16 protein-coding genes are annotated in these 15593 nt (G+C 69.0%); 11 read left to right on the forward strand and 5 right to left on the reverse strand.

The window, feature by feature from the left end; translation table 11 throughout:
- Genes BZG35_RS04870 through BZG35_RS04880 form a run of 3 tightly spaced genes read right to left on the reverse strand, consistent with a single transcriptional unit; the run spans position 1 to position 3274 of the window.
- Positions 1–1467, reverse strand: coding sequence for a S41 family peptidase (locus BZG35_RS04870; protein WP_077354635.1), 1467 nt, complete (start codon positions 1465–1467; stop codon positions 1–3).
- Between the two features lie 39 nt (positions 1468–1506).
- Complete coding sequence (locus BZG35_RS04875) at positions 1507–2670, reverse strand: helix-turn-helix domain-containing protein (RefSeq protein WP_077354636.1); 1164 nt, start codon at positions 2668–2670, stop codon at positions 1507–1509.
- A 49-nt stretch (positions 2671–2719) separates the two neighbouring features.
- Complete coding sequence (locus BZG35_RS04880) at positions 2720–3274, reverse strand: 3D domain-containing protein (RefSeq protein ID WP_077354637.1); 555 nt, start codon at positions 3272–3274, stop codon at positions 2720–2722.
- A 222-nt stretch (positions 3275–3496) separates the two neighbouring features.
- Between BZG35_RS04880 and BZG35_RS04885 the strand changes: the two genes are divergently transcribed.
- Positions 3497–4084: a glutathione S-transferase family protein gene (locus tag BZG35_RS04885; RefSeq protein ID WP_077354638.1), complete on the forward strand. Its 588-nt coding sequence runs from the start codon at positions 3497–3499 to the stop codon at positions 4082–4084.
- A gap of 35 nt (positions 4085–4119) precedes the next feature.
- Here the strand turns inward: BZG35_RS04885 and BZG35_RS04890 are convergent, their stop codons facing one another.
- Positions 4120–5478, reverse strand: a complete 1359-nt coding sequence (locus BZG35_RS04890; RefSeq protein ID WP_077354639.1) for a M28 family metallopeptidase — start codon at positions 5476–5478, stop codon at positions 4120–4122.
- A 138-nt stretch (positions 5479–5616) separates the two neighbouring features.
- On the opposite strand from BZG35_RS04890, the gene BZG35_RS04895 reads away from it, so the two are divergent.
- From BZG35_RS04895 to BZG35_RS04920, 6 genes are read left to right on the forward strand one after another with little or no spacing between them, the layout of a single operon-like run.
- On the forward strand, positions 5617–6648 hold the full coding sequence (locus BZG35_RS04895) for a S1/P1 Nuclease (protein ID WP_077354640.1): 1032 nt from the start codon (positions 5617–5619) through the stop codon (positions 6646–6648).
- A 6-nt stretch (positions 6649–6654) separates the two neighbouring features.
- On the forward strand, positions 6655–7545 hold the full coding sequence (locus tag BZG35_RS04900; protein ID WP_253189269.1) for an RNA methyltransferase: 891 nt from the start codon (positions 6655–6657) through the stop codon (positions 7543–7545).
- 14 nt (positions 7546–7559) lie between these two features.
- Positions 7560–8666: an S-(hydroxymethyl)glutathione dehydrogenase/class III alcohol dehydrogenase gene (locus BZG35_RS04905; protein WP_077354641.1), complete on the forward strand. Its 1107-nt coding sequence runs from the start codon at positions 7560–7562 to the stop codon at positions 8664–8666.
- A 59-nt stretch (positions 8667–8725) separates the two neighbouring features.
- Positions 8726–9106, forward strand: coding sequence for a VOC family protein (locus BZG35_RS04910; RefSeq protein ID WP_077354642.1), 381 nt, complete (start codon positions 8726–8728; stop codon positions 9104–9106).
- A gap of 10 nt (positions 9107–9116) precedes the next feature.
- Complete coding sequence (gene fghA, locus BZG35_RS04915; protein WP_077354643.1) at positions 9117–9950, forward strand: S-formylglutathione hydrolase; 834 nt, start codon at positions 9117–9119, stop codon at positions 9948–9950.
- Positions 9951–9954: 4 nt separating this feature from the next.
- Entirely contained in the window at positions 9955–10203 is a 249-nt protein-coding gene (locus BZG35_RS04920) for a hypothetical protein (RefSeq protein ID WP_077354644.1), read from the forward strand.
- Here the strand turns inward: BZG35_RS04920 and BZG35_RS04925 are convergent.
- Positions 10200–10430, reverse strand: coding sequence for a hypothetical protein (locus BZG35_RS04925; protein WP_077354645.1), 231 nt, complete (start codon positions 10428–10430; stop codon positions 10200–10202). The genes BZG35_RS04920 and BZG35_RS04925 overlap by 4 nt on opposite strands.
- A gap of 159 nt (positions 10431–10589) precedes the next feature.
- Here BZG35_RS04925 and BZG35_RS04930 point away from each other — a divergent pair, with 159 nt between their 5' ends.
- From BZG35_RS04930 to rpsD, 4 genes are all read left to right on the forward strand, one after another.
- The gene (locus tag BZG35_RS04930; protein ID WP_077354646.1) at positions 10590–11204 is read left to right on the forward strand and encodes a superoxide dismutase; all 615 of its coding nucleotides are present in this window, start codon (positions 10590–10592) and stop codon (positions 11202–11204) included.
- 107 nt (positions 11205–11311) lie between these two features.
- A complete protein-coding gene (locus tag BZG35_RS04935) occupies positions 11312–12256 on the forward strand; it encodes an MBL fold metallo-hydrolase (protein ID WP_077357828.1) in 945 nt (314 codons plus the stop codon).
- Between the two features lie 159 nt (positions 12257–12415).
- Complete coding sequence (locus tag BZG35_RS04940) at positions 12416–14740, forward strand: bifunctional diguanylate cyclase/phosphodiesterase (RefSeq protein WP_077354647.1); 2325 nt, start codon at positions 12416–12418, stop codon at positions 14738–14740.
- Between the two features lie 157 nt (positions 14741–14897).
- The gene (gene rpsD / locus BZG35_RS04945) at positions 14898–15515 is read left to right on the forward strand and encodes a 30S ribosomal protein S4 (RefSeq protein ID WP_077354648.1); all 618 of its coding nucleotides are present in this window, start codon (positions 14898–14900) and stop codon (positions 15513–15515) included.
- Positions 15516–15593: the final 78 nt, after the last annotated feature.

Below are 15593 nucleotides of genomic sequence, written 5' to 3' on the forward strand. Positions count from 1 at the left end.
TCATGCGGCAAGGATGTCGGCGGTGGCGGCGGCCATCTGCGGGTCGGTTCCGGCAACGATGTCGGCGGCGGTCGTCGGCACGTACCGGTCGGGGACGATGCCCGCATCGGGCTGCGGCCCGTCGGGCATCGTGGCGATGAGCGGCAGGTCGACCTCGATGCGCGACGCGGGCAGCCGCAGGAAGAAGAAGGCTCCGCCGTTGATGCCGCGCCGGTTGCCGCCCGTCGGCGTGCCGATCAGGGTGGCGAGGCCGCTGTCCTTGACCGTCTGGGCGAAGGCGAAGGTGGCCGAGGAGTTGCTGGCGTCGCACAGCACCACGACCGGCCCGGCGAAGCGCCGTCCGGCCGGTCGAATGAGGGTGGGCGCGTCGCCGTCGTCGTAGCGGGTCAGGCGGTAGAGGCCCCTGTCGTCCGGGCCGAGGGCCGCCTCGCCCCAATCCAGGAAGCTCCGGTCCCAGGTGTCGAGATAGGGCCACAGAGCCTCGGGCGCGCGGCGGTAGCGGGTGAAGCGCCGGTTCATGGGCAGGGCCAGGTCGGACGCGACGAGGCGCGTCAGGATGACGTTGCCGCAGTCCTCGCCGCCTTCGTTGCCGCGCAGGTCGACGATCAGCCCCCTGGCTCCGTCGCCGGTCAGGTCGTCCATGACGCCCCCCAGCCAGGTCTCCCAGTCGAAGGTCGAATTGTACAGGGCCCAGCCGGGCATGGTCAGGCGGGCGATGCCGTCCGCCCCGCGCGCCAGGGTCCAGGGATTGGCCGCGCCGGTCGGCTGGACCGCGCTCGGGGCCCCGGCCTGTCGCTCCGCCAGGGTCAGAAGGGTGCCGCGCACGACGCGCCCGTCGGCCAGGGTGAAGGCGGCCCGGTCGACGAGCCCCGGCAGAACCAGCGGCAGGTGGATGTCCGCCGTCTCATAGGTGTCGTCGCCGCGCACCGCCATCAGACTGATCCGCTTGGCGTCGTTGTGCCCGTCGGCGCGCGCCAGAGGGATCAGGCGGGCCAGGAGGTCGCGGGTCGGGATGCCGTTTATGGCCGTGACAGCGGTCCCGCGCGGGAACAGTCCTTCGGCGGAGTCGTCGCGCGTCACCACCATCCGCCCGTCGATCCAGACGTAGCGGAACGGCACCAGTTCGCGGCCTGGATACAGCCGATCGCGCAGCGCCGCCTCGCCATTGTAGGGGCTGGGATAGGTGTGGCCGCAGCGGACCGCGGCGGTGACGCGGGTCAGGGCCAGGAAACGCGCGCGGAACGCGGCCGGGGCCTTCCATGCGGTGGACAGGCCGTCCAGGCGCCCGGTCATCTGTTCGGGCGTGCTGTAGCGATAGAGGCCGGAATGCAGCGCCTGCCAGGCCTGTCGCAGGATCTCGACGTCGCCGGACCAGTCCTCGGTCACGGCGTCTTGGGCGAAGGCCGGGGTGGCGGTGGCCAGGGCGAGGCCCCCGGACAGGTGCAGCAGGCGACGGCGGGACAGCATGGAGACCTCCGGGGAGCGATGTCCGGAGCCTGGCTGGGTTCAGCCCGGCACGCGCCTCATTTCCGGCAAGGGCGGCGAAAAATCAGGATCTGAGACGCCGCGCCGGTAGCGCGAGGGGGCGAGGCCGAACCGGACCTGGAAGGCGCGGTTGAAACTGGCCTTGGAACTGAAGCCGGCGTCGTAGGCCAGGGCCAGCAAATCGGCGGTCGACCCGGCCTCCAGCGCGGCGGCGACCGCTTCGGCGCGGACGCCGTTGATCCAGGCCGAGAAGTTGACGCCCAGGCCCAGGTTGATCGCCCGCGACAACCGCCCGGTGTTGGTGCCCAGCCGTCGCGCCAGAACCGGCAGGCTGAGGTCGGGCTCCCGAGCCCAGCCGGCCTCGCGCAGGCGGGCGTCGAAACCGGCCGCGACGGCGACCCAGTCGGGGGCGACCGTCGGCTCGGCCGGGACGGGGTCGGGTGCCGACCGGTCCAGCACGGGGAACCGCAGCGTCGCGTGCCGCCAGCCCTCGACCCCCAGGTACAGGCCGATGGCGACCAACGACAGGTAGAGGCCGGTCTCCTGGAAGAAGTCGATGCCGCCGCTCAGCCAGTCCCAAAGCGTGAAGCCGGCATAGAGGGCCAACACCGCGACCAGGGCGACGATGACGCGCGTCAGCCAGCCGGTGGCGAACCGGTCGTCGTCGCTGCGCGCCTGGACCAGATCGCGGCGATAGACGGCGAGCAATCGAAGCGAGGCCGCGGCGTAGAGGCCCAGCGACCCCAGCAGGGCCAGGTCGAACGCCGGGCTGACGACACCGCGATGGCCGCCCGTGTACCAGTCCCATTTGACGTCGAGCGGCAGGGCGAAACACACCAGGAAATACCCCAGCTGCATCACGGGCGGCGCCAGGTGCAGGCCGAACCGGTCCGGCAACCGGCCGCGCACCAGGGCGTGGGTATAGGCGAACAGCAGGGGCGGCAGGGCCAGGGGGAGGGCGAAGGGCGCGAAGGTCAGCCAGCGCCAGGCGTCATAGGCTCCCGCGAAGCCGATGGTGTAGGGCGTCACCACGCCGGCCAGCACGACCAGGACGGCCGTCAGCAGGCGGTTCGCCAGCGCATTGGGGCCCTGCCGGGCGATGGCTGCGGCGAGCAGCAGAAGCTGCAGGCTGGCGAATCCCAAAATCGCCACGCGCCAGCCGAAAGACAGGGTCACGCCATCCATGCGCGACACTAGGACGACGGGGGGGCGCTTCGCAAAGCGCCGATCGGCGTCAGTTGGACGCGGTGTTCCAGGCGGGCGGGCAGCCGTCGAAACGGCCGGCGTTGGAAATGGTCAGCCGCTGCTGGTTGAAGCGCATCACGGGCTGCATCGAGCCCCGGCCATTGCCGGTGAACAGGTCGACGCGCTGGCCGCGGATCGCGCCGCCGGTGTCCGATGCGTACCAGTAGCCGTCGTGCAGCGAGCCGTCGGGCATCCGCATGCCCACCGTCTCGCGGATGAAGACCCGGGTGCGGCGAGGAATGACGCGGGGATCGGTGGCCAGGGTGCGCATCGCCACCGGACGGCAGCCCAGCGAATCGTTGCCGGTCGCCCCGCCGCCACCGGCGTGATAGAGGCTGGCCTTGGCGTTCCAGTCGGGATCGCGGGCCATCAGGTCGGCCTGCTCGGCGGTCAGATCGGCCGAACCCTCGTCGGAACCGTTCGCGTTTTCAGGGCTTTCCACGACGACCGGATCGGCGGCGACAGCCGCTTCATAGGTGATCGGATCGGCAGCCGGGAAGGCTGCGGCCCAAAGCATGGCGAACGCCGCGAGGGTGCTGAACACAGATCGAACTCGTCGTGACGCCGGCCCTCTGACCTAACCGGCAGGACGGGGTGTCGCCGTGGATCATGTTCAAAATGTGGCAATGTGGTTCCCTGCGGCCGGTTGTCCACCGTCGCGGATGGATCAGTCGCTGCTGGCCTGAGATAAGCGGAACCGGGGTTGGGCAACGTCCCGAAGCGCGATAGCAGTATTGGGCGATCATAAATCCTTTGCTGGGGTCCGATGCTTACTGCCTATGGAGATATTCGCTCGGGCAACTGCTTGAAGGTCAAGTGGATGCTGGACGCACTCGGCCGTGATTATCAGTGGGTCGCGCTGGATATCATGGCCGGCGAAAGCCGGACTCCGGAATTTCTCCTTTTGAATCCAAGCGGTCAGGTGCCGACCCTGGTCCTGGAGGACGGCCGCCCCCTGGCCCAGTCGAACGCCATCCTGCTGCACCTGGCCGAGGGCAGCGCCTGGATTCCGGCGGACGCCTATGAGCGGGCGCGGATGTTCGAATGGCTGTTCTGGGAACAGTACAGTCACGAGCCCTATGTCGCCGTGGCCCGGTTCCAGCGCGTCTATGCGGGCCGTTCGGCGGCCGAGGTCGAGCCGCGCCTGATGGAACGCGGTCACGCTGCGCTCAGACGGATGGAAGAGGCCCTGGCGGGTTCGGCCTGGCTGGCCGGAGGGGCGGGGGCCACCCTCGCCGACCTGGCCCTGGTCGCCTACACGCGCGTCGCCCCCGAAGGCGGCTTCGACCTCGGCCCCTATCCGAGCATACGGGATTGGATCGGGCGCGTGGAGGTCGCGTTCGGCATCACCTGATTCTTCTCGCTTTGCGGGAGAAGGAAAGACAGACGCTACTGCGCCACCGGCCGCCCGCCCTCGGTCCATTCGGGGGTGAAGTCGCCCTCCGCCAGGGCCGACAGGGGCGCGACCAGCGACTGGATCGCGGCGGTCATGAAGTCAAAATTGATGTTGGCGATCGTGTCTTCGGGCGTGTGATAGGTCGGGATGGTCGCCCAGCCCGAGATGGTGTGGGCGACCACGCCGCGCAGGGCCAGGGCGTAGTTGTCCGAGCGCTGGAAGAAGTTCTGTTCCGGATAGGGGTCGGGACCGATCAGGGCCCCGCGCGCCTTCAGCTCCGGCCCGAAGGTGGAGCGTTCGAACCCGGTCATCATCATCACGCCCGCCGGCAGCTGCGGATCCTGGTCGCCGATCATCTCGATCTCGAGATTGGCCTTGATCCGCTCCAGCGGCACCGGCGGGTGGTCGACGAAATAGCGCGAGCCCAGCAGGCCGGCCTCCTCCGCCCCATAACCCACGAACATCACATTCATCCGGTGCGGGCCGGTGCCGGCCAGGGCGCGCGCCAGCTCGATCACCGCCACGGTGCCGGAGGCGTCGTCGTTGGCCCCGTACATGACCACCCCGTCCGAGCGGACGCCGATGTGGTCCAGGTGGGCGGAGACCATCAGCACGGGACCGTCGGGCTCGGTGCCGGCCAGCCAGCCGATGGCGTTGGTAGTCACGCCCTGCTCGACCGTCGCGGTGCCGGGGTCATAGGTCGCCGTGCCGCCGACCGTCTTCAGTCGATCATAGATCTCGGGCGCGAGGACCAGGACGACCGGCCCGCCCCGGGCCGGGGCGTCGGCGAGACGGATGACCGGGTCGCGCGCGCCGTTGTCGGCCGTGGCCTGGGCCAGGGCCTCGGTGCGGCGCATCAGGATCAGCCTGGCCCCGCTGCCCATGGCCCGGCCGAACACGGCGCGAACGCCGGGTCCCTCCGCCGGGGCCATCATCAGCACCTCGGCGCCGGCGGGCAGGGCGGCGGGATCCTCGGCCACGGTGATCGCGCCGGAGGCGGCGGTCAGGCCCCCCGTCAGGACGGCGAAGTCCGTCCCCTGGACCAGGCCCGCGTCGCCAATGCTGAGCCGCGCCGCGCCTGACGGCGTCGTCTTGATCACGGGCGCGCGCTGCAGATAGCCGTCCATGCCGGGCACGGGGGTCAGGCCGGCCAGGCGGAACTGGGCGGCGACATAGGCGGCGGCGACGGCCTCATCGCGGGTCGCGCTGCCGCGTCCCTGCAGCTCCTCGCCGGCCAGGAAATTCATGTGCGCCTCGACCGCGTTGCGTTCGATGGTGGTGGTCTGCTGCGCCAGGGCGGGACCGGCCAGGAGGGCGATCACGGAGACGGCGGCGAGGGCGAGGCGTTTCATGACAGGCTCCGGAAGCGGGACGGTGCACAGGCGTAGGAGGCGCCGCTCGGCCCCGTCAAGCCGGGGCGACGAACTTGTGTCTGGACGCCGCCCGTGCCCCGATCTAGGGCGAGCCAACCCGTCGCCGAGAGCCCTCCCATGAAGCGCATCGCCCTGCTCGCCTCCGCCGCCGCCGTCCTCGCGTTCGGCGCGGGCGTGGCCACCCAGGTCGACGCCTGGGGGGCGACGGGTCACCGCACGATCGGCGTCGCCGCCGTCCGCGCCCTGTCCGATGAATTGCCCGCCTTCCTGCGCACGCCGGGGGCGGCCGCCGAGGTCGGCGAGCTGTCGCGCGAACCCGACCGCAGCCGGGGCGCGGGCCAGCCCCATGACCGCGAGCGCGACACCGCCCATTTCGTCGATCTGGACGACGCCGGTCATGTGATGGCCGCCGCCGGTCCGACGCTCGATCAGCTGCCGGTTCTGAAGAGCGAATACGACTCCGCCCTGCTGGCCGCGGGCATCAAGGTCGATGACGCCGGCTACCTGCCCTATGCCATCATGGACGGCTATCAGCAGCTGGCCCGCGACTTCGCCCACTGGCGCGTGCTGAACGCCGCCGAGGCCAGCGAAGCCGATCCGGGCAAGCGCGCCTGGTACCGCGAGGACCGGCTGCGGCGCGAGGCCCTGATCCTGCGCGACATCGGCTATCTGTCGCATTTCGTCGGCGACGGGGCCCAGCCCCACCATCTGTCGATCCACTACAATGGCTGGGACCGGAACACGCCCAACCCGAAAGGCTTCACCACCTCACGGCAGACCCACGCCATGTTCGAGGGGGCCTTCACGCGCCGGTCGACGCGGCTGGACGCGGTCGAGGCCGCCATGCCCGCGCCGGCGCTGGACGGGTTCGACCTGCGCGCCCGCACCGCCGCCTACCTGACAAGGACTCATGCCACGGTCACCCCCTTCTATGAGCTGGAGAAGGCCGGCGGTTTCGCCGACAGCGATCCGCGCGGCACCGCTTTCGCCACCGAGCGCCTGGCGGCCGGGGCGGCCGAGCTGCGCGACCTGATCATCCTGGCCTGGCGCGACGCCGGCACGCAGTCGGTCGGCTGGCCCGTCATCAAGGTGGCCGAGGTGGAGGCGGGCGGCGCCGATCCCTGGCTGGCCATGGCGGGCGAGGACTGATTTCGGTTGACTGACCCGATACCCCCCGTCGTCATCCTCGACCGGTCGCAGATGGCCGAGAACATCGGCGCGGTGGCGCGGGTGATGGCCAATTTCGGCCTCGATCGCCTGCGTTTGGTCAGCCCACGCGACGGCTGGCCCCAGGACCGGGCCTGGCCCCTGGCCTCGGGCGCCGACTGGGTGCTGGACGGGGTCCAGGTGTTCGACAGCGTCGCCTCGGCCACCGCCGACCTGACCACTGTCTTCGCCACCACGGCCCGCCCGCGCGAGACCCGCCAGCCGGTCCGCACCCCGCGCGAGGCCTCCCGCGTCCTGTATGACGACGCCGCCTCCGGTCTGGGTGTCGGCCTGCTGTTCGGCAGCGAACGGGCGGGGCTGGAGACCACCGACATCGCCCTGTGCCAGGGCATCGTCACCATCCCCATCGACCCGCGCCACCAGAGCCTGAACCTGGCCCAGGCCGTGGCCATCAACGCCTATGAGTGGCGCACGCTCGTTCTGGACGCCCCGCCGCCGAACTTCCGCGAGGGCGATCCGCCGGCCTCGGGCGCCCTGGCCGTCGGCATGTACGAGCATCTGGAGCGCGAGCTGGAGGCGGCCGGCTTCTTCCATCCGCCGGAAAAGACCCCATCGATGAGCCAGAACCTGCGCGTCATGCTGGGCCGCAGCCGGTTCACCGAGCAGGAGGTCGCGACCTTTCGCGGCGTGATCCACGCCCTGTCGAAGGGCAGGGGGCGGGTGCTGGAAAGGCTTGCGCGCGAACGATCCTCCCCCGTAGGGGGAGGGGGACCGCGGAGCGGTGGAGGGGGCCAACCCCAGACACCGCATTCAGGTCAGGCCCCCTCCGTCACGGCGCAAAGCGGCGCCGCGCCACCTCCCCCGATGGGGGAGGAATAACAAGGAAGCTACCCATGAAGACCCGCGCCGCCGTTGCCTTCGAGGCCAAACGTCCGCTCGAGATCGTCGAGGTCGATCTGGATGGCCCGCGCGCTGGTGAAGTGCTGATCGAGATCAAGGCCACGGGCATCTGCCACACCGACGCCTATACGCTGGACGGGCTGGACTCGGAGGGTATCTTCCCCTCCATCCTGGGCCATGAGGGCGCGGGCGTGGTGGTCGAGATCGGGGCGGGGGTGACCAGCGTCGCCGTCGGCGATCACGTGATCCCGCTGTACACGCCCGAATGCCGCCAGTGTAAATCCTGCCTCAGCCGCAAGACCAACCTGTGCACCGCCATCCGCGCCACCCAGGGCAAGGGGATGATGCCCGACGGCACCAGCCGCTTCAGCTACAAGGGCCAGGCCATCGCCCACTACATGGGCTGCTCGACCTTCTCGAACTACACCGTCCTGCCCGAGATCGCCCTCGCCAAGATCCGCAAGGACGCCCCGTTCGAGAGCGCCTGCTACGTCGGCTGCGGCGTGACCACCGGCGTCGGCGCGGTCGTGAACACCGCCAAGGTCGAGCCCGGGGCCAATGCCGTCGTGTTCGGCCTGGGCGGCATCGGGCTGAACGTCATCCAGGGGCTGAAGATGGTCGGGGCCGACATGATCGTCGGCGTCGACCTGAACCCCGCGAAAGAGGAGTGGGGCCGCCGCTTCGGCATGACCCATTTCGTCAATCCGAAGGAGGTCTCCGACGTCGTCGCCCATCTGGTCGAGCTGACCGGCGGCGGGGCCGACTACACCTTCGACTGCACCGGCAACACCACGGTGATGCGCCAGGCGCTGGAGGCCTGCCACCGCGGCTGGGGCGAGAGCATCGTCATCGGCGTGGCCGAGGCCGGCAAGGAGATCTCCACCCGCCCGTTCCAGCTGGTCACCGGCCGCGTCTGGAAGGGCTCGGCCTTCGGCGGCGCGCGCGGCCGCACCGACACGCCGCGCATCGTCGACTGGTACATGGACGGCAAGATCGAGATCGACCCGATGATCACCCACACCCTGCCGCTGGAGCGGATCAACGAGGCCTTCGACCTGATGCACGCGGGCGAGAGCATCCGCAGCGTGGTGGTGTTTTAGGCCGCGTTGCAATAAGAAACGGACCCGGCTAGCGTCCGGGCAGACAGGGAGGAACGACCATGTTCACGCATATGACCGTCGGGGCCAACGACCTGGAGGCGTCGCGGAAATTCTATGACGCCGCCTTGGGGGCCTTGGGCATCCCGGAGAGCGCGGCCGACGACAAGGGCCGCTACTGGTGGCGCACGCCGCGCGGGGCCTTCGCCATCACCCGGCCGCTCGACGGCGAGGACGCCTGCCATGCCAATGGCGGGACCATCGGTTTCGCGGCCAGGGATGCCGACGCGGTCAAGGCCTTCCACGACGCGGGCGTCGCGGCCGGCGGCACCGCCATCGAGGATCCGCCCGGCCCGCGCCAGGGTCCGTTCGGCACCCTGAATCTGGCCTATCTGCGCGACCCCTCGGGCAACAAGATCTGCGCCATGCATCGGGCGGGATGAGCGGAGTCGTATGCAAACCCTGAAGACCCACGCCGTCCACGGCGGCACCCTGCGCTATCTCCGCCACGACAGCACGGCCACCGGCACGCCGATGACGCTGTCGGTCTTCGTGCCGCCGGGGGAGGGGCCGTTTCCGGTGCTGATCTGGCTGTCGGGCCTGACCTGCACCGAGGACAATTTCACCACCAAGGCCGGGGCCTATCGCGCCGCCGCCGAGCATGGCGTCATCATCGTCGCCCCCGACACCTCGCCGCGCGGTGAGGGCGTGGCCGACGATGACGCCTACGATCTGGGCCAGGGGGCGGGTTTCTACGTCGACGCCACCGAAGCTCCCTGGGCTCCGCATTTCCGCATGGAGACCTATGTCACCGAGGAGTTGATCGCCCTGATCGACGCGGAGTTCCCGACCACCGGCATGCGCGGCCTCAGCGGCCATTCGATGGGCGGGCACGGGGCCCTGACCCTGGCTCTGCGCCACCCGGACCTGTTCCGCTCCGTCTCGGCCTTCGCCCCCATCGCCTCGCCGACCCGCTGCGGCTGGGGCGAGAAGGCGTTCACCGCCTATCTGGGCCCCGACCGGGACGCCTGGGCCGGGCATGACGCCGCTTTGCTGATCGAGGCCGGCGCGGCCCGGGGGCGGTTCGACGACATCCTGATCGATCAGGGCGATGCCGACGGCTTCCTGGTCGACCAGCTCAAGCCGGAGCGGCTGCAGGCGGCGGCCGATGCGGCGGGTCAGAGGCTGACGCTCCGGATGCAGCCGGGCTATGACCATTCCTACTTCTTCATGGCCAGTTTCATCGCCGACCATGTCGCCTTCCACGCCGCGCGACTGAAAGCCTGACTCGATGACCGAGACCCCCGAAACCGCCGCCCCGGATCACGAGCCGATGTTCGCGGCCCTGTGCACCGAACTGGGCATCTGTCTTCACACCAAGGGGCAGGCCAAGGTCGTGGGTGCCCTGCCCGAGGGGCTGGACGCGGCAGTCAAGGCGGTGTTCGCCGCCGAGGGCATCGACTTCCTGAATGCCACCGGCAGTCTCAAGCGCGATGTCCGCGACTGTCTGAAGGCCAGTCTGCGCCAGGCTTCCGCCTAGGCCGAGGCAGCGGTCCCGCGTTCGTCGTCCAGGCGGCGTTCGACGCGCTGATGCAGCCGGTGGCGAAGGGCCCGTCTGGCTCTCAGGGTGTCATGAAGCGCATCGGCGAGGCGCAGGATCTGGTCGTCGGACATGACGGCGGCCGCATCCGTCATTTGACGACAGAGGGCCTCCAGCGCCTGTTCGCTCAGGCGGGGCGGGCCTTCGAGAGTGTGGATCAGTCCCATGATTGATCTCCTCTGTCGTTCCAATGAAGCTTGGCCTCTGATCGTTCCGGCCGATCGTCCTTAACCGAGGCCCGCGCGAAATCCGCCTTTGCGTCTTGGCCTGACGCCGGGGAGGCCTATCTTGAGGGGGATCTCAATCCCTCTGAACGGAGTCTTCTCATGGCCTTCACCCTGCCGCCGCTGCCCTACGCCTATGACGCGCTGGAGCCTGCCATCGACTCCGAGACGATGACCTTCCACCACGACAAGCACCACCAGGCCTATGTCGACAACCTGAACAAGGCCGTCGACGCAGACGCCGGCCTGCAGGGCCAGTCGCTGGAAGACCTGTTCGCTTCCATCTCGAGCGCGCCCAAGGCGGTCCGCAACAACGGTGGCGGCCACTGGAACCACGCCCTGTTCTGGGAGCTGCTGGCCCCCGTCGGCCAGGGCGGCGAGCCCTCGGCCGAGCTGGCCGCCGCGATCGACCGCGACCTGGGCGGTCTCGAGCAGTTCAAGACCGACTTCAACGCCGCCGGCGCCGGCCAGTTCGGCTCGGGCTGGGCCTGGCTGATCGTTCAGGACGGCAAGCTGAAGGTCACCTCGACCCCGAACCAGGACAATCCCCTGATGGACGTGGCCGAACAGAAGGGCGCGGTCGTCCTCGGCGCCGACGTCTGGGAACACGCCTACTATCTGAAATACCAGAACCGCCGCCCGGACTATCTGAAGGCCTTCTGGACCGTGGTGAACTGGAATAAGGCCAACGAACTCTACGCGGCCGCGACCGCCTGATCGGCCATGGGGCGGACCGTCGAGGAAACTTCACGGTTCGCCCATCTGGCGCAATGGGGACGACCTCCTATGTGAGCGTGGCTGTTCAACCCCGCGCCGAGGTTTCCATGATCCCCCATTTCAAGATCGCCGCTGCGAGCCTGCTGCTGTCCGGCTTCATCGCCACGGCCGCTTGCAGCCAGCCGGTTCAGTCGACCGGGTCCGCCACGACCGTCGCGCCCGCCGCCAGCGCCGATGTCTACCGCTTCAAGGTCGGCACGATCGAGACCATCGCCCTGCGCGACGGCGGTCTGTCGGGCCTGCCCAATGACAACAAGATCCTGGGCGTCGGCCGCACCCCGGCCGAGGTGTCGGCCGTCCTGACCGCCAACGGTCTGGCCGGCGAGACCTTCGACCTCAGCGTCCAGCCCCTGCTCGTTCGCGACGGGTCGCGACTGGTGCTGATCGACACCGGTGCCGGTGGGGCGATGGGGCCGGGGGCCGGCAAGCTGGTGGCCAGCCTGGGCTCCGCCGGCATTGAGCCGTCCGCCATCACCGACATTCTGATCTCCCACGCCCATGGGGACCATGTCGGCGGTCTGGTCGATGCGTCCGGAGCCCTGATCTATCCCAACGCCGTGATCCGCATGTCGGCCCCGGAGTGGACCGCTCTGCAGGCCGATACCGAGATGGCGGCCCTGGTCACGGCGATCACGCCCAAGGTCGAGACCTTCGCGCCCGGCGCCCAGGTGACACCCGCCATCCTGGCCGTGCCGATCCAGGGCCATACGCCCGGCCACTCCGGCTTCGAGGTTCACTCGGGCGAGGATCGCCTGCTCTATATCGCCGACAGCGCCCACCACCATGTCGTCTCGGTGCAGAAGCCGGACTGGGCCAACAGCTTCGACGGCAATGCCCAGGCGATGCAGAGCCGGATCGCCCTTCTGGGCCGCGCGGCCGACGAGAACCTGCGTCTGTACGCCGTCCACTTTCCCTATCCCGGCATTGGACGGGTGACGCGGCGCGACGACGGAACCCTGGTCTGGACGCCGGAGGCCGTTCCCGCCCCCTAGCGTCGAAGCCCCAGGCTCCGTCGTGCGGGTCTACGCCCCTTAAACGGATCGACGACTCCGGAAGGCGTTGACGGATCGGTAACCGTGTTCATTGCCCGGAGGCTTAACGACCGACGCTTAGACGCGATCGGCTGTAGTCTTTTCCTAGTGGCGGCCCGTATGCGTGTTCTCGACTGCCTGACGCAGGACCACAATCCGTGGCTCGTCGGCCTGGCTGCGTTGATCTGCGTCGTGGGATCAGTGGTCCTGGGCCACCTTTATACCCGGATCCGCCGGGGTGCCGCCCGGGACCGCCTGCCGTGGGTCTTTCTCGGCGCGGTCGCCGGCGGGGCGACGATCTGGTGCACCCATTTCGTGGCCATGCTCGCCTACAAGCCGGGGGTCGAGATCGCCTACGCGCCCCTGCTGACCGGGGTGTCCCTGCTCGTGGCCATGGTCGGATGCGGCGTCGCCGTGACCCTGGGGTCCATCCGCCAGCCTTGGGCACCGGCGCTCGGCGGGACGGCGTTCGGCCTGGGCGTGACGGCGATGCATTACATCGGCATGTCCGCCTTCACGGCCGAGGCCTTCGTCCAATGGAACATGGCCTATGTCGCCGTCTCCGTGATCGCGGCCACGGTGGGCGGGGCTCTGGCGTTCAGCGTCGGCGCGGAGACCACCCTGCGCCACCGCAGGATTCTGACCCCGGCGCTGCTGGTTCTCACCATCGTCAGCCTGCATTTCACAGGGATGGGCGCCTTGACCGTCCTGCCGTTCGCGCCTTCGGACGACGCCTGGACGTTGACCGAGGCCGAGACGCTGCTGGCGGTGGGTGTGGCGGTCGTGGGGTTCCTGATCCTGGGCACCGCCGTCGCCAGCTATGCTCTGGACGAACAGTCCGAACGCCAGTCGCGTGACCGCCTCGGCAGCCTGATCGAGGGCAGCGTGGACGGTATGCTGGTCGAGGCCGAGGGGCGGGTCGTCATGGCCAATCGCGCCTTCGCCGAGCTTTGCGGCCTCGCGGACGAGGCCCTCGTCGGACGGGCCGTGGCGGACTGGGTGGAGGACCTCGACTCCATGCCGCCCAACGCTCTGGTCCAGAGCCGCCTGACCACAGCCGACGGCTCCATCCCGGTCGAGATCGCCGTGCGGATCGAGGCGACGCCGGACCAGACCTTCCGCATCCTCGCCGTTCGCGACCTGCGATCTCGCGTCGCCCAGGAGCGCCGCATCTCCCACCTGGCGCGCAACGACAGCCTGACGGGACTGCCCAACCGCACCTCCTTCCTCGAAAAGCTGGATCGGACGGTGGCGACGTTCGGCGAGGGCCAGTTCGCGCTGCTCGCCATCGATCTGAACCGGTTCAAGGAGGTCAATGACCTCTATGGGCACGCCGTCGGCGACCAGCTTCTGACCCATATCGCCGGCAATCTGAAGCAGGCGACGCTGGACGGCGAGTTCGTGGCGCGTCTGGGTGGTGACGAGTTCGTGGCCATCGTTCCGATCGCCGATCGCGAGGCCGCGCACACCGCCGCGGAGCGCCTGCGGACCGCCATGGTGCAGCCGCTCATGGCCGAGCATGCCGAGCTTCAGTGCGGGGCGGCCATCGGTATCGCCCTGTGGCCGGACGATGCGTCCGAGACCTCCGTGCTGATCAACAATGCCGACCTGGCCATGTACCGGGCCAAGGCGTCGCTCGCGACGGACGTGTGCTTCTACGAAGAGGCGATGGACGAGGCGGTCCGGCAGCGTCGCCGCGTGACCCTGGGCCTGCGCGAGGCCCTGGAGAAGAACCGCTTCGAACTGCATTACCAGCTTCAGGCCTCGGTCGAGACCGGGCTGATCACGGGTTACGAGGCGCTGTTGCGCTGGCGCCAGGCCGATGGGTCGTTCATCCCGCCCTCGGACTTCATTCCGATCGCCGAAGAGACCGGCATGATCCTCCCGATCGGTGAATGGGTGCTGCGTCAGGCCTGCGCCGAGGCCGCGTCCTGGGCGGAACCCCATCGCATCGCGGTGAACCTGTCGCCGGTCCAGCTGTCGCACATCGACCTGCCGCGCCTGGTTCATCAGATCCTGCTCGAGACAGGCCTTTCGCCCTACCGTCTGGAGCTGGAAATCACCGAGACGGCGATGATCTCGGATATGGAGCGCACGACCCACATCCTGCGGCAGCTGAAGCTGCTGGGCGTGTCGGTGGCCATGGACGATTTCGGCACAGGCTATTCGTCGCTGTCCACGCTGCGGGCCTTCCCGTTCGACAAGATCAAGCTGGACCGCAGCTTCATGTCCGAGCTGGACGGCGAACCCCAGTCCAAGGCCATCATCCGGGCCGTGCTGGCTCTGGGCGAGAGCCTGGCCATTCCGATCCTGGCCGAGGGAGTCGAGACGCAGGAGCAGCTGGCCTTTCTGCGCGAGCAGGGCTGCGACGAGGTCCAGGGCTATCTGCTGGGTCGTCCTGCGCGCCTGATCGGGGCCGGGACGACGACGAGCGCGGCGGCCTGAGGTTGACTCCGGCGGGCCCGGAGTCGATAAGCCCCGCTTTCCCGCGCCCGACCCCGGTCGGATGCGCGAAAACCACTACGGACGATGCGTGGACCGCCGTTGAGATCGCCCTTCCATTCGGGGAGGGGCCGGGCCGCATCACAGAGAAGAGAACCGAATGTCCAAGCGCCACAGCGCCAAGTATAAAATCGATCGGGCCATGGGTGAGAACCTGTGGGGCCGGGCCAAGAGCCCGGTCAACAAGCGGTCCTACGGCCCCGGCCAGCACGGTCAGCGCCGCAAGTCCAAGGTCTCCGACTTCGGCCTGCAACTGAAGGCCAAGCAGAAGCTCAAGGGCTACTACGCCAACCTGACGGAAAAGCAGTTCCGCAAGACCTATGACGAAGCCGCCCGCCGGAAGGGGAACACCTCCGAGACCCTGATCGGTCTGCTAGAAGCCCGTCTGGACGCCACCGTCTACCGCGCCAAATTCGTGCCGACCCCCTGGGCCGCGCGCCAGTTCGTCAACCACGGCCACGTCACCGTCAACGGCAAGAAGGTCAACATCGCCTCCTACAGCCTGAAGCCGGGCGATGTCGTCGAGGTCAAGGAAAAGTCCCGCGCGATGGCCCTGGTGCTCGAAGCCCAGCAGTCGGGCGAGCGCGACATCCCCGACTATCTGGAACTGGGCGACCGCGGCTTCTCGGTGCGCTTCGTCCGCTTCCCTGAACTGGCCGACGTGCCGTTCGCGGTGAAGATGGAGCCGAACCTGGTCGTGGAATACTACTCCTCGTAAAGGTTCGACCCGTCGCGCGTCAGCGACGGCGGCAGCTACAGTCTGGAAAGGCCCCGGAGCAATCCGGGGCCTTTTCCA

Source organism: Brevundimonas sp. LM2 (assembly GCF_002002865.1).
Taxonomy (GTDB): domain Bacteria; phylum Pseudomonadota; class Alphaproteobacteria; order Caulobacterales; family Caulobacteraceae; genus Brevundimonas.